The 19247-nt window shown below is 35.0% G+C and carries 19 protein-coding genes; 16 read left to right on the forward strand and 3 right to left on the reverse strand.

All coding sequences use genetic code 11. The annotated features are described in order from the left end of the window. Positions 1 to 2: 2 nt before the first annotated feature. The 10 genes from aroQ (at position 3) to PHE88_08935 (ending at position 9842) form a co-directional block, all read left to right on the forward strand. The gene (gene aroQ, locus PHE88_08890; protein ID MDD5687933.1) at positions 3 to 440 is read left to right on the forward strand and encodes a type II 3-dehydroquinate dehydratase; all 438 of its coding nucleotides are present in this window, start codon (positions 3 to 5) and stop codon (positions 438 to 440) included. A gap of 176 nt (positions 441 to 616) precedes the next feature. Then, on the forward strand, positions 617 to 1630 hold the full coding sequence (locus tag PHE88_08895; GenBank protein ID MDD5687934.1) for a Xaa-Pro peptidase family protein: 1014 nt from the start codon (positions 617 to 619) through the stop codon (positions 1628 to 1630). A gap of 2 nt (positions 1631 to 1632) precedes the next feature. Continuing rightward, on the forward strand, positions 1633 to 2196 hold the full coding sequence (gene efp / locus PHE88_08900) for an elongation factor P (GenBank protein MDD5687935.1): 564 nt from the start codon (positions 1633 to 1635) through the stop codon (positions 2194 to 2196). Positions 2197 to 2370: 174 nt separating this feature from the next. Continuing rightward, entirely contained in the window at positions 2371 to 2835 is a 465-nt protein-coding gene (gene accB / locus PHE88_08905; GenBank protein ID MDD5687936.1) for an acetyl-CoA carboxylase biotin carboxyl carrier protein, read from the forward strand. A gap of 83 nt (positions 2836 to 2918) precedes the next feature. Next, complete coding sequence (accC, locus tag PHE88_08910; GenBank protein MDD5687937.1) at positions 2919 to 4268, forward strand: acetyl-CoA carboxylase biotin carboxylase subunit; 1350 nt, start codon at positions 2919 to 2921, stop codon at positions 4266 to 4268. A 167-nt stretch (positions 4269 to 4435) separates the two neighbouring features. Then, positions 4436 to 4996 (forward strand): SIS domain-containing protein, encoded by a 561-nt coding sequence (locus PHE88_08915; protein MDD5687938.1) that lies wholly within the window; start codon positions 4436 to 4438, stop codon positions 4994 to 4996. A gap of 288 nt (positions 4997 to 5284) precedes the next feature. Next, entirely contained in the window at positions 5285 to 5743 is a 459-nt protein-coding gene (gene rfaE2 / locus PHE88_08920; protein ID MDD5687939.1) for a D-glycero-beta-D-manno-heptose 1-phosphate adenylyltransferase, read from the forward strand. Positions 5744 to 5904: 161 nt separating this feature from the next. After that, the gene (locus tag PHE88_08925; protein MDD5687940.1) at positions 5905 to 6297 is read left to right on the forward strand and encodes a thiamine-phosphate pyrophosphorylase; all 393 of its coding nucleotides are present in this window, start codon (positions 5905 to 5907) and stop codon (positions 6295 to 6297) included. Between the two features lie 67 nt (positions 6298 to 6364). Further along, positions 6365 to 7633: a phosphomethylpyrimidine synthase ThiC gene (gene thiC / locus PHE88_08930; protein MDD5687941.1), complete on the forward strand. Its 1269-nt coding sequence runs from the start codon at positions 6365 to 6367 to the stop codon at positions 7631 to 7633. Positions 7634 to 7865: 232 nt separating this feature from the next. After that, on the forward strand, positions 7866 to 9842 hold the full coding sequence (locus PHE88_08935) for a glycosyltransferase family 39 protein (GenBank protein ID MDD5687942.1): 1977 nt from the start codon (positions 7866 to 7868) through the stop codon (positions 9840 to 9842). A gap of 94 nt (positions 9843 to 9936) precedes the next feature. Here PHE88_08935 and PHE88_08940 read toward each other — a convergent pair whose 3' ends face one another. Further along, positions 9937 to 11085, reverse strand: coding sequence for an MFS transporter (locus tag PHE88_08940; GenBank protein MDD5687943.1), 1149 nt, complete (start codon positions 11083 to 11085; stop codon positions 9937 to 9939). A gap of 229 nt (positions 11086 to 11314) precedes the next feature. On the opposite strand from PHE88_08940, the gene clpB reads away from it, so the two are divergent. Further along, positions 11315 to 13897: an ATP-dependent chaperone ClpB gene (clpB, locus tag PHE88_08945; protein ID MDD5687944.1), complete on the forward strand. Its 2583-nt coding sequence runs from the start codon at positions 11315 to 11317 to the stop codon at positions 13895 to 13897. Between the two features lie 25 nt (positions 13898 to 13922). Here clpB and PHE88_08950 read toward each other — a convergent pair whose 3' ends face one another. Together PHE88_08950 and PHE88_08955 are read right to left on the reverse strand one after the other, a co-directional pair. After that, positions 13923 to 14204, reverse strand: coding sequence for a type II toxin-antitoxin system RelE/ParE family toxin (locus PHE88_08950; protein ID MDD5687945.1), 282 nt, complete (start codon positions 14202 to 14204; stop codon positions 13923 to 13925). Beyond that, on the reverse strand, positions 14201 to 14464 hold the full coding sequence (locus PHE88_08955) for a type II toxin-antitoxin system prevent-host-death family antitoxin (protein ID MDD5687946.1): 264 nt from the start codon (positions 14462 to 14464) through the stop codon (positions 14201 to 14203). The genes PHE88_08950 and PHE88_08955 overlap by 4 nt, the downstream gene beginning before the upstream one ends. 273 nt (positions 14465 to 14737) lie before the next feature. Between PHE88_08955 and PHE88_08960 the strand changes: the two genes are divergently transcribed. The 5 genes from PHE88_08960 (at position 14738) to PHE88_08980 (ending at position 19153) form a co-directional block, all read left to right on the forward strand. Then, entirely contained in the window at positions 14738 to 15085 is a 348-nt protein-coding gene (locus PHE88_08960; GenBank protein MDD5687947.1) for a hypothetical protein, read from the forward strand. Positions 15086 to 15352: 267 nt separating this feature from the next. Continuing rightward, positions 15353 to 15928, forward strand: a complete 576-nt coding sequence (locus tag PHE88_08965) for a hypothetical protein (GenBank protein ID MDD5687948.1) — start codon at positions 15353 to 15355, stop codon at positions 15926 to 15928. Between the two features lie 14 nt (positions 15929 to 15942). After that, the gene (locus PHE88_08970) at positions 15943 to 16824 is read left to right on the forward strand and encodes a hypothetical protein (protein MDD5687949.1); all 882 of its coding nucleotides are present in this window, start codon (positions 15943 to 15945) and stop codon (positions 16822 to 16824) included. 164 nt (positions 16825 to 16988) lie between these two features. Then, on the forward strand, positions 16989 to 18251 hold the full coding sequence (locus tag PHE88_08975) for an NAD(P)/FAD-dependent oxidoreductase (GenBank protein ID MDD5687950.1): 1263 nt from the start codon (positions 16989 to 16991) through the stop codon (positions 18249 to 18251). A 53-nt stretch (positions 18252 to 18304) separates the two neighbouring features. Further along, a complete protein-coding gene (locus tag PHE88_08980; GenBank protein MDD5687951.1) occupies positions 18305 to 19153 on the forward strand; it encodes a hypothetical protein in 849 nt (282 codons plus the stop codon). Positions 19154 to 19247 lie beyond the last annotated feature (94 nt).

The following is a 19247-nucleotide window of genomic DNA, read 5'->3' on the forward strand; positions in this document are numbered from 1 at the left end:
TTATGAAAAAGATACTTATAATTCATGGACCCAATTTAAATCTGCTTGGTAAAAGAGAGCCGGATGTTTATGGCAAGTTTTCGCTTGAAGATATAAATAAAAAAATAAAAAAGCTGGCAAAAGAAAAAAACGTTTCAGTTGAAGTATTTCAATCAAACCACGAAGGTGAAATTGTCGATATCATCGGAAAGTCGCCTAAAAAATATAGTGCAATTGTAATGAACCCTGCTGCATATACACATACATCAGTAGCGATTAGGGATGCTGTTGCTGCCATAGACATTCCTGTAGTGGAAGTTCACCTTTCTAATATCTATCACAGGGAAGAGTTCAGGCACAAATCACTGGTTGCAGGTGTTGCAACAGGTCAAATTTCAGGTTTTGGTACAAATTCCTATCTTTTAGGCCTACTTGCCGCAATTGAAATTGTTAAAAAGTAAAAAGCGTTCTTATGTTCTCGAGTTCTCAGGTTCTGATGTTAATTGAAACCAAAGAACTTTAAAACTTTAGAACAAAGGGATAAAATAGTAATAAATGATGTAGTTTCATAGACCCTTGGCGTGCCGAAATAACCCTATAACCCTAAAACTCTATAACTCTATAACCATAGGATACTATGTTTTTGAGAATAAAAAATATTCAGAAAAAGATTGAATTAGAAAAGTTAGACGGATTGATTTCATTTAATCCATCTAATATTTTTTATTTAACCGGATTCCGTGCGGAAAGTTCTTTTATTTTCGTTTCCCGCAAGGAAACGATATTGTTAGTTCCCGAACTTCTCTATTCATCAGCAAAAAAACTTGCAAGGTGCAAGGTGGAAATTATCAGAAGTTTCAAAGATTCTTTCCAAAAATACAAAAATAAAAAAATTGGTTTTGAGAGTAGCATTTCATATTGGTATTTGAAAGAACTTGAAAAAATTCCGAATATTAAATTGAAAATATGTATTGATTTTATAGAGAACATGCGGCTCGTAAAAGACAACCCGGAAATATCAAAAATAAAAACTGCCTGCAAAATTTCAAAAAAGGCGTTTGAGTCGGTCAAAAAGAAAATAAACTGTGGTATGTCAGAGAAGGAACTTGCCGATGAATTGGAATATCATTTAAGAAAAAACGGTGCGGAAAAGTCATCTTTTGATATTATAGTTGCGTCAGGTCCAAATTCTGTTAATTGTCATCATAAACCGACTAACAGGCGATTTCATAAAGATGAAATCGTTCTTATTGATTTTGGATGTATTTATGATGATTATAATTCTGACTTGACAAAGACAGTTTTTTTAGGTAAAATAAACAAATATCAACAAAAAGTATTTGAAATTGTAAAAGAAGCACAGCAAAAAGCGATAAATGTTATCGCAGATGGCGTAAGTTGTAGAAAAGTAGATTTTGAAGCAAGAAATTTTATAGATAAAAACGGTTTCAATAAATATTTTATTCATTCAACAGGTCATGGTTTAGGTATTGATGTTCACGAAAAACCTGCGCTTTCTTCAAAATCAGATATGATATTGAAAGCAGGTATGGTTGTTACAGTAGAGCCGGGCATTTATATTCCCGGTAAATTCGGTGTTCGCATAGAAGATATGGTTTTAGTGACAAAGAACGGCTGTGAGGTATTATAAATATGGTTTCAACTTCTGATTTTAAAAATGGATTAAATATTGTGGTAGATGGAGCACCGTGCCAGGTTATCTGGTTTCAGCATCACAAACCGGGTAAGGGCGGAGCAGTAATGCGTACAAAGTTAAGAAATCTTGAAACAGGTTCAATTACAGAAACAACTTTTAAATCAGGAGAGAAATTTGAAGAAGTATCAGTTACAAAGAGAAAAAAACAGTTTTTATATTCAGCAGGTAATGATTATATCTTTATGGATATGGAAAACTATGAACAGATAACCATGCAAAAGGATAAACTCGGAGATGTTGTAAAATATTTAAAACCTGATGCTGAAGTTGAAGCCCTTTATATTGACGAAAGATTTCTGACAATGGATTTACCTTCGAACGTGGAATTGAAAGTTGTATCGACAGTTCCCGGCATTCGCGGTGATTCTGTCTCAAATCTTGTTAAACCGGCCACTTTAGAAACCGGTATTGAAATTCAAGTTCCGCTTTTTATTAAAGAAGGCGATCTTATAAAAATCGACACCAGAACCGGAGAATATCTACTGCGCGTCGCGAAGTGAACGCAGATAAATGAAGATAAAGGTACGGCAGATAAAGGCGGATAAGAATCTGAGATAATCTTGTCCAGTTGGTGTCAAATCAGCAGTAATCTGCGTTCAGTTGGTGTCAAAATCAGCGGTAATCAGCGATAATAAGTGTTAGTTAAGGTTTCAAATCAGCAGTAATCAGCGATTATGGAAATAGATAAAATCAAATTAATATTAGAAGCAATAAAAGATACGGATATCGAAGAAATCTGGATGGAGAAAGACGGTGAGAAATCCGGATTTAAAAGAAAAGATATTTCTGCGGAACCGGTATTGGCAACTAAGAGTGTCAATTCCGTAGTGCAAAATAATTCACAAAGCAAATCAGTTCAACCGGTGCCATCAGAGATCAACAATATTATAAAATCTACAATGGTAGGAACATTTTTAAGAACATCTTCACCAGGTGGGAAACCTTTAGTAGATGAAGGTGATTTTGTAACAGTAGGTCAAAAAGTTTGCATTGTTGAAGCTATGAAATTAATGAAAGAAATAACTTCATCAATTGCCGGAAAAGTTGTGAAAATTTTAGTAGAAGACAATCATCCGGTTGAATATGGTCAGCCTCTTTTTGAATTGGAACCGCAGATACCAGCAGATAAAAAAGAGTAGATGTCCGCAGATAAAAATCAGCGATAATCCGCGTTCAGTTGGTGTCAAATCAGCGGTAATCAGCGTGTGAGCGAAGCGAACAAATGTTTAATAAAATTTTGATAGCTAATCGTGGGGAAATAGCCGTAAGAGTCATTCGTGCCTGCCGGGAAATGGGGATAAGAACAGTTGCTGTTCATTCGGATATAGATAATGAATGTCTTCACGTAAAACTTGCAGACGAATCTGTTTGTATCGGTCCTGCCAGTCCCCAGGAGAGTTATTTAAATGTTGCTAATATAATCTCTGCCGCTGAAGTTACCGGTGCTGATGCAATACATCCGGGTTACGGTTTTCTTTCGGAAAATACGTATTTTGCTGATGTATGTGAATCATGTAATATTAAATTTATAGGTCCGTCAAAAACTACAATTCAGACAATGGGCGATAAAATAGCCGCTAAAGTGACAATGAGAAAAGCGGGTGTGCCGACTATTCCCGGAACAGACGAATGTATAACAGCTGACCATCCGAAACTTGCTAAGATTGTCAAAAGTATCGGTTATCCTCTTATAGTAAAGGCATCTGCCGGCGGCGGCGGAAAAGGTATGAGAGTTGTTCAATCGGAAGATGCGTTAAAAAATGCGATACTTACTGCACAGTCTGAAGCAAAGGCAGCGTTTGGCAATGGGGATGTTTATCTTGAAAAATATTTTGAAGAACCCAGACATATTGAGTTTCAGATACTTGGTGATATAAAAGGTGATGTAGTTTCATTCCCGGAAAGGGATTGTTCAATTCAGAGAAGGCATCAAAAACTTATTGAAGAATCTCCATCAATGATTTCTGAAAAATTAAGAAAAAAAATGGGACATTATGCGCGGCTTGCCGCGAAAGCAGTTAAATACTTTACAGCAGGCACAATTGAGTTTTTAGTTGATAAAAAAGAGAATTTTTATTTTATGGAAATGAATACCCGTATACAAGTTGAACATCCGGTAACAGAAATGGTTTCCGGAATAGATTTATTAAAAGAACAAATTCGTCTTGCCGCGGGTGAACGGCTCGGTTATAGTTATGACGACATAAAAATTGTAGGGCACGTATTTGAATGCAGGATTAACGCCGAAGATTCCGAAAAGGATTTTATCCCGAGTCCCGGTAAGATTGAATCATTAATTTTTCCCGGTGGTCCCGGGGTCAGGGTTGACTCTCACATTTACGCCGGATATACCGTACCTTCAACTTATGACAGTTTAATTGCGAAATTACTTGTTACTGATTCTACAAGGGAAAAAGCAATAGCCAGGATGCAGCGTGCATTATCCGAATTCGAGATTTCAGGAATAAAAACAACCATCCCTTTCCATAAAATTACAATGGCGAACGATTATTTCAAAAGAGGCGAAATTTATACAAATTTTGTCCAAAAAAGAATCTACGGCGAGAAATAGTTTTTCCCGTTTCTATTAATTTTTATGTAATCTCAGACCCTTGGTCTGCTGATGTTATGTAGCGGTGGGATTGTATCCCACAGTAGTTATGTAGTAGCACGCCCTTGGCGTGCTTATGTTACCATGTCGTAGTTGTAGTTGCCGAGCTTGCTCGGCTCATTATTTATATGAAAGAAACAATTTTACAAATTATTGATGAAAGCATAGCAGTAAAAGAAAAATCCAAATCACTTGCAGGAATAATTGAAAAAATAGCAAAAGCAATAATTGATGGTTACCGTAAAGGTAAAAAAGTAGTTATTTTTGGTAACGGCGGTTCAGCCGCCGATGCGCAACACCTGGTCACGGAACTTGTTTGCCGCTTTGAAAAAGAAAGAAAATCTCTAAATGCCATTGCACTTACTACTAACACTTCCGAATTGACTGCTATAGCAAACGATTATAGTTTTGATAAAATATTTTCAAGACAAGTTGAATCAATTGTCCAAAAGGGCGACATAGTTATAGCGATTTCAACAAGCGGCAACTCAAAAAATGTCATTGAAGCGGTGAAACAAGCGAAAAAGCAGGGTGCAATAGTTGTCGGGTTTAGCGGTGATAGCGGTAAATTAAAGGATGTTTGTGATATAACGTTAAGTGTTCCTTCAAAAAACACAGCCCGTATCCAGGAAGTACACATTACTGTTGGACATATTATATGTAAACTAATTGAGGATGCTCAGCAGTAAAATATCGCTCGGAAACTAATTTCTTTGAAACGCTCGTTAGAACTCGCTCTGGCATTTGCTCCTGGAACAAATAAGTCGCAAATTTAGGTTCTGCAGAAATTATTTCCTCGCTTTGCGATTAAAAAAAGCAAAATATTGCTTGCAATTGCGATTAAGGGCTGAAGAAATAAATGACTTTAATGTAGTTGCAGACCCTTGGTCTGCTGATTTTATGTAGTTGTTTCTTCTTTGCTTTTGCAAGAAAGCAGAGCGGAGAAAGTTCTTCAAAAATATTCCCCTCGTTAAAAAATGGAAAAAATCAAATCACTAGGTCAAATTATAAAAATTGTTCAAAAATTAAGGAAAGCGGGTAAAAAAATTGTTTTTACCAATGGTTGTTTTGATATTTTGCATATAGGTCATATACGGCTTCTTGAAAAGGCAAAATCTTTCGGCGATATTCTGATTATAGGGGTTAATTCCGACTCTTCTGTAAAGATTATTAAAGGGAAAACCCGCCCTCTAATACCGGAAAATGAAAGGATGGAAGTTCTCGCTTCGCTTTCTATGGTTGATTTTGTAGTAAAGTTTTCCGAGTCGACTCCTTATCAGATTATAAAAAAAATTAAGCCGGACGTTTTAGTTAAAGGTTCTGATTGGAAAAATGGTGAGATAGTAGGCGCTGAATTTTCCAAAAAAGTTAAAAGATTCCCTGTCGTAAAAGGATATTCAACAACTAATATAATAAAAAAATTAAAAAGCCTTTAAGAAGATATAATTAAAATTACCAAAGGTGTCATTGCGAACACATTCACTACGTTCAGTGTAAACTCCGTGAAGCAATCTCGGTTTTAGTAATGGGATTGCCACGGTCGGTCACTAAGGTGACCTCCCTCGCAATGACGGATAAAAAATAAAACAACCACAAAATGAATAATATTTACAGAATTATTGATGTTAACTTAAACAGGTCAAAAGAGGGATTGCGGGTTGTTGAGGATTTTATAAGATTTGTAGTTGAAGATAAAAAATTATCATCAGAAATTAAAAAATTGAGACACCAAATAGATGAGACATCAAGGGTTATTTACCCTGAGTTAATTGCTTCACGCAACACGAAAGACGATGTTTTCCGTGAAACAAAAGAATCCGGCAAAAGTAACAATTATGCGGTTGTTGTCTCAAATATTAAAAGAGCGGAAGAATCATTAAGAGTTCTTGAGGAATTTTCAAAGACTATTTCAGCAACTGCCGGAGCGAAATTCAAAAAAATCAGGTTTAAGGTTTATAACATAGAAAAGGAAATACTAAAATATTTATAATAGTATCTGTTTAAAAGTCTGTCATTCCCGTGAAAACGGGAATCTGTATTCAAGACCATTTAAATATATGACCCAGATAGAATCAGCCAGAAAAAATATTATTACCAAAGAAATGCAGGCAATTGCAAAAGCGGAAGGTGTTTCTGCTGAATTTGTCCGTAATGGCATTGCAAAAGGGACCATTGTCATTTGTAAAAACAAGTTAAGAAAATACAATCCTAAATTTCAGCCAAAAGGTATAGGCGGAGGACTTAAAATAAAAGTCAATGCCAACATCGGGACTTCGCCGATGAATTGTAACCTTTCGTATGAACGGCAAAAGCTTTTAACTTCAATAAAATATGGTGCAGACGCTGTTATGGATTTATCCACAGGCGGCGATATTTCGAAAATAAGGAGAATGGTAATCAGCAATTCCACCATTCCTGTGGGGACGGTCCCTATTTATGGTTTAATTTGTGAGATATCCAGGAAAAAGAAAAAATTTATTGATGTAAATATTGAGCAGATATTTGCTGAAATAGAAAAACAGCTGGCAGACGGCATTGATTTTATAACAGTCCATTGCGGACTGACGCTTAAAGCAATTGAAATCCTGAAGAAGAACAAGCGGCTTGTCGGTATTGTTTCACGCGGCGGTGCATTTCTTGCCGAGTGGATGTCTCATCACAAAAAAGAAAACCCGCTATACGAAAATTATGACGATTTGTTAAAATTAGCGAAGAAATATGACGCTGTTATTTCATTAGGTGACGGGCTCAGACCCGGTTGTATCGCTGATAATACAGATGCGGCACAAATTGAAGAATTAAAAACCCTCGGTAAACTGCAGGCGTATGCTCTTAAAAGAGATGTGCAGACAATAATTGAAGGTCCGGGGCACGTTCCGCTGAACCAGATTGAAAAAAATATAAAACTTCAAAAGAAATATTGCCATAATGCCCCTTTTTATGTTTTAGGACCGCTTACAACCGATATCGCACCCGGTTATGACCATATTACGTCGGCTATCGGGGGCGCTCTTGCAGGATATTTTGGTGCTGATTTCCTGTGTTATGTAACTCCTGCCGAGCATTTGTCGCTTCCGGATATAGATGATGTTAAAAACGGAGTTATCGCCTCAAAAATTGCCGCTCATTCAGCCGAAATTGCAAGAGGATATAAATCTTCCCTTAAAATTGACTACGAACTTTCCAAAGCAAGAAAAAACTTTGACTGGAAAAAGCAAAAAGCGCTCTCCATAGACCCCTACGAATTTGAAAAACGACTTTCCGCAAAAGGCAAAGACGTCTGCTCAATGTGCGGCGAATTCTGCGCCATGAAAAGAAAAATTTAATATAGTCCGTAGGACTCTGCTGTAATTGTAGTCGCCGAGCTTGCTCGGCTTATTTGGTAGTATAAAGCATTACCATCAATAATCTCAAGTCTCACTGATTATATCTTCATATCTTAGTATGATTTTGGTAACAATAACTGAATATCTTTTAGCCTAAAATGGTAGAGATATTTCTATCAATCAATATAAACTTTTCTTGTAGAACATTCCAAAATTTAATATAATCAAATATATGAAAAAATTTAGTGAAAATAAATGGTTTTCTAACATATTAGTAATTTTAATATTGATTATAAACTTTATTTTAATTATTTCATCAAGTTGGGAAAAATCGGCAATTTATGATGAAGCAGTGAATATATCAAGTGGGTATATTCACTGGAAAACCGGAAATTCTCATGTAAATAGAGAACATTTGACATCTTGGAAACTTTTTGTAACTGCACCGTTATTGTTTTTAAAGTTAAAAACACCAAATAATTTAGATATAAATCAATATGAAATAGGGGATAAGTTTCTTTACAATAATAATGTTTCTGCAGATACTATTTTACATGTTACAAGAATCACAAATGCAATAGGAGCAATTATTTTAGGATTTTTTATATATAAATGGGCATTTATTTTGTGGGGATATTATGGTGCGATATTGAGTTTGATATTGTATGTTTTAAGTCCCAATATGTCAGCATGGGCAGGTGTAGTAAACACAGATTTTGGTTTGACTGTTTTAGTTTTTTTGTCAGTTTTTATGTTTTGGTTATATCTGAGGAATCCCTCTACAAAAAAATTGTTTTTAACTGGCATACTATTTGGATTAGCACAATCTACAAAAGTATCCGCCCTTTTATTATATCCGCTTTTTTTATTTTTAGGAATATTTTGGATTAAATATAGAAAAGAAAAAACTTTCCCCATGATTTTAATATCTATTATCAAAATATTTATTATTGGTTTTTTTGTCCTATCTATAACTTACATATTTTCCGGTTTGCCAAATTATTTTGCCGGTGTGAATCAAATCTTTAATTCCATGAAAGAAGGGCGAGATGTGTTTATCAATGGAAATATATATCGTTACGGGGTATGGTATTATTATTTATTTGCACTCATGATAAAAAATCCTGTTCCATTTCTAATTTTACTTTTTTGGGTAGTAAGTTATGTTTATTCTTTAAAAAAAGATCCAAATTTAAAAATAGTTATTATCTTTTTAAGTGTAGTTCCAATTGTTTGGCTGATGATTGCTTCTTTGAGTAAATCTCAATTAGGAATAAGATATATTCTTCCGATTTATCCGTTTATTTTTGTGTTATTAGGAATTATATCAAAAAGTCTAAATAACCCAAAGAAGTATATTTTAGCTTTTCTTATTATTTGGATGGTTATAAATAATGTAAAAATTTACCCACATTATTTAACATTTTTTAATGAATTTATTGGTGGTTCTAAAAACGGATACAAATATCTTACTAATGATTTAGATGCTGGGCAGGATTTAAAAAATCTTGCAAAATATTTAAAACCAGGAGATGAAATTATATTATCTTATTGTGGTTGTGCAAGACCGGAATATTATGGAGTTAATCCTCAATACAGAGGGATAATATCAGAAGTTCTATTTAAAACGGAAAAAATGAATTCATTAACACCTAAACGAGAACTTTTATGTGTAAGTGCTTTATTTTTACAAACGGCAACTACAAAAGAAGGATTAGTGTATGCATGGCTTAAAGAATATAAACCCATAGAAATAATTGGTAATAGTATTCTTGTTTATGATATAACTATTGATACAGATGCACATAAAAATTTAGCATATGCTTATGAAAAAGCCATTGATTACGATGCGGCAAAAAGAGAGTGGGATAGAATTTTAGTAATAGATAACAAAAATGAAGAATCATACATGGGTCTTGCAGGAATATATATAACAAGAAAAGAATATGATAAAGCGATAAAAGAATGTAATTTAGCATTAAGAAATAGTCCCGATTCATATATGGCTAACAATATGTTGGGACAAATTTATGGGATTAAGGGTGAATTGGAAAAATCTCGTTTTTATTTGGAAAGATCTGTACAAATCAATCCGAATTTTGCAGGAGGCCATTATGACCTTGCTGTGACTTATGAACGACTTAAAGAAAAAACTCTATTACAGAGAGAACTGGCAATTTTAACAAAATTAGGTTATTTTAATAAATAATAATAATGTAATGGAGTAAAGGTGTCGCCTAATTTAGATGATTTCACAATACTCACTGGATATCGTTTAGTGTAAAATTTTAGGGATACAAGATTTAAATCAAAAACAGAAGTAATACTGAGGAAAGAACACCAGTAAGACCACCCATGATAAAAGGGGCGGAAGCTCCTAATTTAGTCCATAAAATTCCTGCTACGAAAGATGCGGGGAATAAACCTATTCCTATAATTGTTGCGTGAAGTCCTATCATAGTCGCTTTTTGGTCGGAAGGAGCAATATCGGAAATGAATGCTTTTTCAATTCCTTCTGTAAGCCCTATATAAAGACCGTAGAGTGCAAATAATACCCACACGAAAAATTTTGTCGATACAAAAGCAAATCCAAAATATACAATACCATAAAACAGGTAACCTAGAACAAGTATTTTCTTTCTTCCTATTTTATCCGAAATAACACCTGCAGGATAGGATATGAAAGCATAAACAAGATTATAAACGAAATAAAGTAAAATTATTGTTGTCGCGGAAAAGCCCAAATCTTTAGACCGCAGAAACAGGAACTGGTTTGATGAGTTCCCAAGTGTAAACAATAGGGCAATGATTAAAAAGTATTGTAATTTTTTATCAAGGGTTTTAAAGGATGCAAAGTTGAATGCCAACGGTTTCTTGGCGGGTGCCCCGGTTTTAACAGCTGCCATTTTCTCCTTTACAAAAAACAAAGCAATAACACCAAGAACTGCCGGGACAATTGACCATAAAAAAACCGTTTTATAATTGTTTGGTTTTACTGTCATAAAGAAATAAGCAAGTAAAACACCTGCTGCTGCCCCGATTGTATCCATTGTTCTGTGTAACCCGAACGCTTTTCCTTTTTTACCTTCAGCTGCACTTTCAGCAATAAGAGCATCTCTTGGAGCAGTTCGTATTCCTTTACCAAACCTGTCAAAAATTCTTGCAAAAAGCACATAATGCCAGCTGGTTGAAATATAAAGAAAGAATTTCCCAATAGTAGAAAAAGAATAACCAAAAACAGTAAAAGGTTTTCTCTTTTTTACTTTATCAGAAAAATAACCCGAAAAGACCTTCAAAAGAGATGCAGTTGATTCAGCAAGTCCTTCAATCAACCCGATAATTGCCGGTGTAGCTCCTAAAGAAGAAAGATAAACCGCAATCAAAGGATAAACCATCTCCGAAGAGACATCCGTTAACAAACTAGTAATTCCAAGAATTATTATATTTAACATAGTAAAATCCGAGATTAGGAAAATGGAAGCTGATAGAAATTTGCTTCGCGAAACTTATTGTAATTTATGGAAATTTATTGTTTAATTTTTCTCGAATCCGCCAAGGACTCAGTGGCGGACTATCTAATTTCCATATATTTCTACTAATTTCAATATATTCCCTTAATCTTGCTTAATCATATCAAAAATTCTGCTTGATTTCAACCCCCAATTCTTATAAAATGAAAATATGGATTATGAAAAATGGACTATAAAGGCACAGGAAGCGTTGTCAGAGGCGCATTCTCTTGCCACTAAAAACCATAACCAGCAGATTACAGATTTACATCTGCTTTTTGCTTTGGTTGAGCAAAGAGGCGGAATTGTTTCAACGATTCTTGAGAAACTTTCTGTCTCTATTTCGCATCTAAAGAAAGAGATAGATAAGGAACTTGGAAAGCTGTCCAGTGTTGAAGGTTCTGAACAGGTTTATCTGACGAATGAGCTTCAAAAAATTATCGAAGACGCCAAAGTTGAAGCAGATAATTTAAAAGACGAGTTTGTATCAACAGAGCATTTTATTTTAGCAATAGCATCATCTAATACTAAATCGAATGAGATACTGTCAAAAAATTCGATTAATAAAGAAAAAATATTAAAAGTTTTAGTTGAAGTGAGGGGTAATATGAAAGTTAACGACCAAAATCCGGAAGATAAATATCAGGCGTTAGAAAAATATACACGGGATTTAACCGAACTTGCGAGAAAGGAAAAACTCGACCCTGTAATCGGCAGGGATGACGAAATCAGGCGCGTTATGCAGGTCTTATCGCGCCGTACAAAGAATAATCCTGTTTTAATAGGCGAGCCCGGCGTAGGTAAAACAGCAATTGCCGAGGGACTTGCAAGACGGATTAATTCCGGCGATGTCCCGGAAATGTTAAAAAACAAAAAAGTACTTTCGCTTGATATGGGCGCACTTATTGCGGGTGCAAAATTCCGTGGTGAGTTTGAAGACCGGCTTAAAGCTGTTTTAAAAGAAATTATTGCCCGTGAAGGCGAGATTATTCTTTTTATTGATGAAATTCATACGCTTGTCGGTGCCGGTGCCGCAGAAGGCGCTATAGATGCAGCAAACATTATGAAGCCCATGCTCGCCCGCGGTGAATTAAGATGTATTGGCGCAACAACCCTTGATGAATATAGGAAGCATATTGAAAAAGATGCTGCGTTAGAACGAAGATTCCAGCCGATAATAGTAAATGCACCCACAGTTGACGATACAATAGCGATTTTAAGAGGACTAAAAGAAAAATATGAAGTTCATCACGGAGTTAAAATAAAAGATTCTGCACTCATTTCCGCTGCGGTTTTATCAAACAGGTATATTTCAGACAGGTTTCTTCCGGACAAAGCGATTGACTTGATGGACGAGGCGGCTTCACGGCTCCGTATTGAAATTGAATCTATGCCTTCGGAACTTGATGATTTGGAAAGAAAAATAAGACAGCTTGAAATTGAAAAGCAGGGACTTCTGAAAGAGAAATCCAAAACTGAAGAAATTGACAAAAAACTGGAAGAACTTAAAAAGGAAAGAAAAATATTGTCCGAGCACTGGCAAAAGGAAAAAGAAGTTATTACTAAAATCCGCAAGTTTAAACAACAGATAGAAGAAGTGAAAATAGAAGAACAGCAAGCTGAGCGGACAGGCGATTTGGGAAAAGTTGCAGAACTCCGTTATGGTAAGGCAAGAGAATTACAGAAAAAACTGGATGATGAAAATAAAAAGATTATAGAAATCCAAAAAGATACAAAAATGCTTAAAGAAGAAGTTGATGAAGAGGACATAGCGGAGGTTGTTTCTAAATGGACAGGCATTCCCGTATCAAAAATGCTTGAAACAGAAACACAAAAACTGCTTAAAATGGAAGATGTTTTAAAAAAACGGGTTGTAGGTCAGGACGAAGCAATAGTTGCAATTTCAAATGCTATCCGTCGTTCAAGGAGCGGGCTTTCTGACCCCAACAGACCTATCGGTTCCTTTATATTTTTAGGTCCGACCGGAGTAGGTAAAACCGAACTTGCCAGAGTTCTTGCAGAATTTCTTTTCAACAGCGAGAAAAATATGATTCGTATTGATATGTCTGAATATATGGAGAAACACACTGTTTCCCGTTTAGTAGGCGCTCCGCCCGGCTATGTCGGCTACGAGGAAGGCGGGCAACTTACTGAAGCAGTCCGCAGGAAACCATATTCAGTACTGCTTTTCGATGAAATTGAAAAAGCGCACCCGGACGTATTTAATATGCTTTTACAGATTCTTGACGACGGCCGGCTTACTGACGGGCAAGGAAGGACTGTTGACTTCAAAAATACAGTAATTATCATGACATCCAATTTAGGAAGCGAGTTGTACCAGAATACTGCATCGCAAGTTCTTGAATTTATGGAAAAAGAAATAAAAGAAAAATTGATGGCGGTCCTGAAACGGTATTTCCGTCCCGAATTTTTGAACCGTATTGATGAAATTATCATATTCCATTATCTTGCAATGGAACATATCAAGAAAATTGTTGATTTACAGTTAGAACTGATAAATAAACAACTTTTAGATAAGAAAATCACAATTAATCTTACCGATAAAGCAAAAGATTTTGTCGCGAGTATTGGTTTTGACCCTGTTTACGGTGCCAGACCATTAAAAAGAACAATCCAGCGTGAAGTAGTTGACGCACTAAGCCAAAAAATCCTATCCGGTGAAATAGAAACAGGAAAAACCATCACCGTAGACAAACCATCCAAATCCGATAATCTTGAATTTAAAGTGAAGTAGTTCGTAGGTTTGAGATGAGAATAGGTTAATGGAATTTTTTAAGTGCTAATTCGAGTTCTTTGCGATTAATTACCCTCAAGATTACAACCTCGGTTTTAGCAATGCGATAGATTACTCGCAGGTTTTTGATTCGTAATCGGTAAAGCGGTATTTTTATGCCTTTGAGTTTTTTGATAAGCGGTGGTTTCGGTAATGGGTTATCAGATAAAACAGAATTAATTTCTTTAAGTATTTCTGTCTGTTGAGGTATTGAATAGTTTTTCAGATCTTTTTCAGCAGAAGGATAAACGAAGATACTGAATTTCAAAGTTTGTTCTCCAAACTTTTAATAAGTTTCTCAATATTTTTACCCTTATGCTTAAAAGAATTTTTGTAAGCGTCTTCAATTGCATTTTTGAATTTTGGATGATGGGTAAGGATATAATCATCAATCTCATCTTCGGAAAGATGAGAAATAACGGCAACGGGTCTGCCGTGTTTTGTAAGAATGGTGTCCTTTCCCTTCTCTACTGCGGAAATGATTTTACACGCATTATTTTTAAGATTCGCGATACTCGTAAATTGCATAATGACCTCCATAAATATGGCCATAATTATGGCCACTATAAATATAACAGAAATTATGAAACTTGTCAAGTGAAAAATGGTTTACAATATATTTTTGAGATATAAGGGAACTATCGAGGAATGATAGAAAAATCGGGGATGGTTCTGGTTTTGGTGGGATAAGTTTAATTTCTCAATATTTGAACAAAATTTTGTAAAGACAAAAATAATGAACAGTAGATAAAATTATAAAAATGTGTAAAACCAGAACCGTCCCCGATATGCGAGGTTAATATGTTTGAACGGAAACACGAAAAACTTGTTCCGATGTCGGTGTTTATCAGAAGGATGATAGTGTCTGTTCTGATAGCTGGCATGTTGATTGCAGCTGCTTTATTTATTGGTATCATGGGTTATCACTTGATAGCGGGGTTTGGCTGGATTGATTCTCTTTTAGAAGCATCTATGATTCTCGGTGGAATGGGACCTGTCAATCAGCTTATTACTAATAAGTCAAAAATATTTGCTTCCGGATATGCGCTTTTTAGCGGATTGATGTTTATAGCAGTTATGGGTATCGTTCTTGCCCCAGCAGTTCACCGCATGCTTCACAAATTCCATATCGATGAAAAAGATATGTAGTAGCGATTTCTATCAGGAGACAATTGTATTATATCAATAATTTAGTAATTTTAACAGATGTCATGCTGGGAATAAACGTTGTTAGATAAATAGATATTGACAAGAGATAGGAAAAATAATATCAAATTACAAAACATATAATCTAATTATCTAACTACTCCCCTAATGTCTTTGTAATAAGTAATTATTTTTAGGTTTTGTTTTATTTATAAAGTTTTAAACAGAAATCAATATTGTGGATTGTGTGATAATTTGGAATAATTTAAAATGAAACGAAGTAAATTATTTTTTCTATTAGTATTATTAAGTACAACATGTTTTATTAAAGGATGTTCTCTATACAATGCAAAGTTTTCCTGTGGTTTTGTTTTACCATATTTTGATATTCTTGTAGAAGAAGGTGGTGGATTTTATTTTTCGCAACCATATAATATTTTTGTTTCATTAATTATTAATTTAATAGCCTTCTTTCCTATATTTTACTACATACGCACTGTTCATTTAATAAAAAGTGAAATATTTTTACGTAAAATATATAAAGCTCTTTTGTTAAATATTGTTCTTTTTAATTTATCACTACTAATATATTATGTGGAAATATACGGATGGATTGCTGCACCTTATATTATTTTACCTAATATGGGTTTATGTGGCATGCTTACTGGTCATAATCTCAATGATCCATGTTATATTGTTATACCAAGATTATATTTCTTAATAACAACTGCAATTATTTTTTATATAATACCTTCTGGAACAATTTCACATAAGAAAACAACCCCTAAAATAATACAAGAAGGGCAACGGGAAGGCAACGGGACGGAGTTTAACTTGTTGAATTAGGTGGAAAATATAAAATGAAAAGGTTAATACTGTGGGTTTCTTTTTTTATGTTTATGAGTGCAAACAGCAAAGTATTTGCAGTAGAAAATAATGGCTCGCAAATTATAAAAGTGAAAAATGTGTTTCAGGATATTGGGTATGAAGAAGGTTTTAAAGATATAGACAGGGTTTTGAAAATAAATTTAAAGAAACTTATTGAAAGTACATTTTTAAGCGACAAGTTTGGGTCTGAATTAAAAGAAATTGAAAAGATTGAATTTAAAATATGTAAAACGAACCTCTATAATGACGATAATTCTGATATTCTTATTAAAGTAAAAATAACAGCTACGGAGTGGAAATCGAATACTTGCATTATATTCGGATTTATCTATAAAGACGGAAACTATGTTTTAACGTTTAAAGATATTGGCTGGAATAAAAGTTTTGATATTGAGCCCAAATTGATTGATATTGATTCTGATGGAAAATATGAAATTGTAATAGAAGCAGATAGTAGCGGCAATCAAAGTTCAGCTCTTTTTGTAACAATTTATAAGTTAGTAACCGATAAATATATTCCGGTATTTGAAGAAGGATTAGATGAGTGTTATGCCAGTTTTCCTTATTCATATACAAATAAATACTATTTCGTTAAAAACAAAACTAAGTCTAAATCTAAATTAATTGATATTGTTTATAATATCAAGACTCATTTTGAAAGTTATAATCCAAAAACAGATAACGGAAAGGACATATCTTATTACAACAAAATATATGAAAAATATGGTAATGAGATTTTCAGACCATTTAAAGGAGAATATGTATTCACATTCGATGGTTCAAAATATGTTTGTAATAAAGAGATGTATGATTATAGAAAATATCTAATCCAATTTTTAAATACAAAACCATAGAATAGTTTATTTTCATCTCCTCTAATGGATTATCACCGTCTTTTCATAAAAGACATATTTGCAATGCCATAGCAAATATGTCTTGACATGGTTTGGTATAAAAATCGGGGACGGTTCCGGTTATAGCGGCAAGACCGTTGATGGTTTTTCAACGGGTTAACAATATGATAAAAAAAACTAAACAGCCGTCAAGTGATGTGATTGTGGTTGGCGGGGGCGCTGCAGGCATGTTTGCTGCCGGGCGTTCTGCTGAAAACGGTGCTAGCGTTATATTGCTTGAAAAGAATGCGAAACTGGGAGTAAAATTTTGCATAACTGGAAACGGAAGGTGTAACATAACTAATTCCGGTGAGCAAGAGTCGTTCATAGACAGTTACGGTCCAAACGGAAAATTTCTTTATAGGGCGTTGACTGAGTTTTCTAACGGTGATATAATTTTATTTCTGGAAAGATATGGTGTAAAGGTGATGACCGAAGATAGCGGGAAAGTGTTTCCCGAAGATGGCAGGTCGGAAAGCGTTGTTAATGCGTTTCAGAAATATATAGAAGAAAATAATGTGAAGGTAAGGTATAATGCGCGGGTTGGAGCCATCCTGGTTAGAAAGGATGGAGATATTAAAAAAGTTGCAGGGGTCAAACTCAGTGATGGAGAGACAATTAAAAGCAAAAAGGTAATACTTGCAACCGGCGGGTTGTCCTATCCCAAGACGGGCTCAACCGGGGACGGGTATGAAATGGCGAAATCGCTCGGGCATACTATTGTACCGCTAAATCCGGCTCTTGTCCCGCTTGAAACTGAAGAAGATTTTGTAAAAGAATTGCAGGGAGTTCCCTTATACGGTGTGGAAGTTTCTGCAAAAGGTTCAAACGGTAAAAAAATATGTGACGGGAAAGGTGATATAATGTTTACTCATTTCGGCATTTCAGGACCCGTTATTTTAGATATGAGCGGCATTATTTCAGACCACCTGTCTAAAAACGAAAATGTGGAAGTTTCAATTAACCTTTTGCCCGGAAAAAACAAGCAGGAAGTGGACGAAATACTTCTTGATTTATTTAATCTTAATAAAAACAAGTTTTTGAATAGTATTATGAGCAGACTTCTTCCGAAATCTTCAGTGCCGGTATTTTTTGCACACGCGGGTATTCCGGCAGATATAAAATGCAACCAAGTAAGCCGCACGCAGAGAAATAATCTGGTAGATATGCTTGCCGATTTCAGAATAAAAATAAAAAGTGCCAGACCGATAGAAGAAGCAATGGTTACAAAAGGCGGAGTTTCACTGAAAGAAATAGACCCATATACAATGGAATCAAAACTTGTAAAAGGGTTATATTTCTGCGGCGAGGTTATCGACATAGACGGCAAAACCGGCGGCTACAACCTGCAAGCAGCCTTTTCAACAGCGTTTCTTGCCGCAAAATAAATCTGGGACGGTTATAGTAACGTAAGTTCGATTTTCGTAGGTGGGTAAATACTATGGACAAAAAAATAGTGGTTGTTATCGGGATGATTGTAATCCTTATACCGTTATTTATATTCGCAAAACAGGGAACAGAGCAGGATAATCACAAGAATATAACCTATATTGGTCCCAATGGCAATCTTTCCGAAGTCAAGGTAGCTACGGTTTATGAAAAAGTTACTGATAGAAAATCAACCGGCGGCAGAAGTTTAGCGGATACTGTTAAGGTGTTAAAAGAGACCCAGACAGATTTTATCTTTTTAGGATTCTGGACTTGGACAGTTCCTGCTCCCGACTCTCCGGACAATATGCCTCTCGAACTACTCAATAGGATTGCTGAGTTTGCAAAAACTTCACCCAAGAAAGTGCCTGAGTTTATTAGAGTGATAGGATACTCTTATGAGGAACTTAGAAATTCAATACCACCGATAAAAAAAGAAATGCCCGGAGTCATATTTACAGGTGCGATTCCGGCCGAAGCTTTGGGTAGAGTTGAAGTGGATCCGATAACAAACATGGTGATTAATGATACCTGGGAAATGGCTTTTGACCCAAAAAAGTGGAATATAACTTATATGTGTCCGGAAGAAATTGGTAAGTACTTTCCGTCGCTAAAAGGAAAATATTTGGATAAAGAAGGGTTCCAGGAATATTTTGCATTGACCAATCACCTGATAAAGTCCGGTGATAAGTATGACTGGCAGGAAGTACAAGGATATTTCCCGGATTTAACAAACCCTGCTTTCATGGAACTTCTTGTAAACCGCGCGAAAAAACAGATAGATGCAGGCGGGGACGGTGTTTTTATTGATCTTCTATATACTCAGGCGGGGCTTAATAGTATTTTTGTGTTGTTTTTTTAACCCTTAAAATATTGTATAATCGTCTGAAAAAGTAAAAAATAGACTTTACAATATCAAAGGGGTTTAATAATGAACAAAAAAACATTGCCCAAAA

The organism is Elusimicrobiota bacterium (assembly GCA_028718185.1).
In the GTDB taxonomy this organism is placed as follows: domain Bacteria; phylum Elusimicrobiota; class UBA8919; order UBA8919; family UBA8919; genus JAQUMH01.

Excerpts from the sequence above, each read along its gene's own strand:
- aroQ (MDD5687933.1), top strand. The coding sequence starts at position 3 with ATGAAAAAGATACTTATAATTCATGGACCCAATTTAAATCTGCTTGGT.
- PHE88_08895 (MDD5687934.1), top strand. The coding sequence starts at position 617 with ATGTTTTTGAGAATAAAAAATATTCAGAAAAAGATTGAATTAGAAAAG.
- efp (MDD5687935.1), top strand. The coding sequence starts at position 1,633 with ATGGTTTCAACTTCTGATTTTAAAAATGGATTAAATATTGTGGTAGAT.
- accB (MDD5687936.1), top strand. The coding sequence starts at position 2,371 with ATGGAAATAGATAAAATCAAATTAATATTAGAAGCAATAAAAGATACG.
- accC (MDD5687937.1), top strand. The coding sequence starts at position 2,919 with ATGTTTAATAAAATTTTGATAGCTAATCGTGGGGAAATAGCCGTAAGA.
- PHE88_08915 (MDD5687938.1), top strand. The coding sequence starts at position 4,436 with ATGAAAGAAACAATTTTACAAATTATTGATGAAAGCATAGCAGTAAAA.
- rfaE2 (MDD5687939.1), top strand. The coding sequence starts at position 5,285 with ATGGAAAAAATCAAATCACTAGGTCAAATTATAAAAATTGTTCAAAAA.
- PHE88_08925 (MDD5687940.1), top strand. The coding sequence starts at position 5,905 with ATGAATAATATTTACAGAATTATTGATGTTAACTTAAACAGGTCAAAA.
- thiC (MDD5687941.1), top strand. The coding sequence starts at position 6,365 with ATGACCCAGATAGAATCAGCCAGAAAAAATATTATTACCAAAGAAATG.
- PHE88_08935 (MDD5687942.1), top strand. The coding sequence starts at position 7,866 with ATGAAAAAATTTAGTGAAAATAAATGGTTTTCTAACATATTAGTAATT.
- PHE88_08940 (MDD5687943.1), bottom strand. The coding sequence starts at position 11,085 with ATGTTAAATATAATAATTCTTGGAATTACTAGTTTGTTAACGGATGTC.
- clpB (MDD5687944.1), top strand. The coding sequence starts at position 11,315 with ATGGATTATGAAAAATGGACTATAAAGGCACAGGAAGCGTTGTCAGAG.
- PHE88_08955 (MDD5687946.1), bottom strand. The coding sequence starts at position 14,464 with ATGCAATTTACGAGTATCGCGAATCTTAAAAATAATGCGTGTAAAATC.
- PHE88_08960 (MDD5687947.1), top strand. The coding sequence starts at position 14,738 with ATGTTTGAACGGAAACACGAAAAACTTGTTCCGATGTCGGTGTTTATC.
- PHE88_08965 (MDD5687948.1), top strand. The coding sequence starts at position 15,353 with ATGAAACGAAGTAAATTATTTTTTCTATTAGTATTATTAAGTACAACA.
- PHE88_08970 (MDD5687949.1), top strand. The coding sequence starts at position 15,943 with ATGAAAAGGTTAATACTGTGGGTTTCTTTTTTTATGTTTATGAGTGCA.
- PHE88_08975 (MDD5687950.1), top strand. The coding sequence starts at position 16,989 with ATGATAAAAAAAACTAAACAGCCGTCAAGTGATGTGATTGTGGTTGGC.
- PHE88_08980 (MDD5687951.1), top strand. The coding sequence starts at position 18,305 with ATGGACAAAAAAATAGTGGTTGTTATCGGGATGATTGTAATCCTTATA.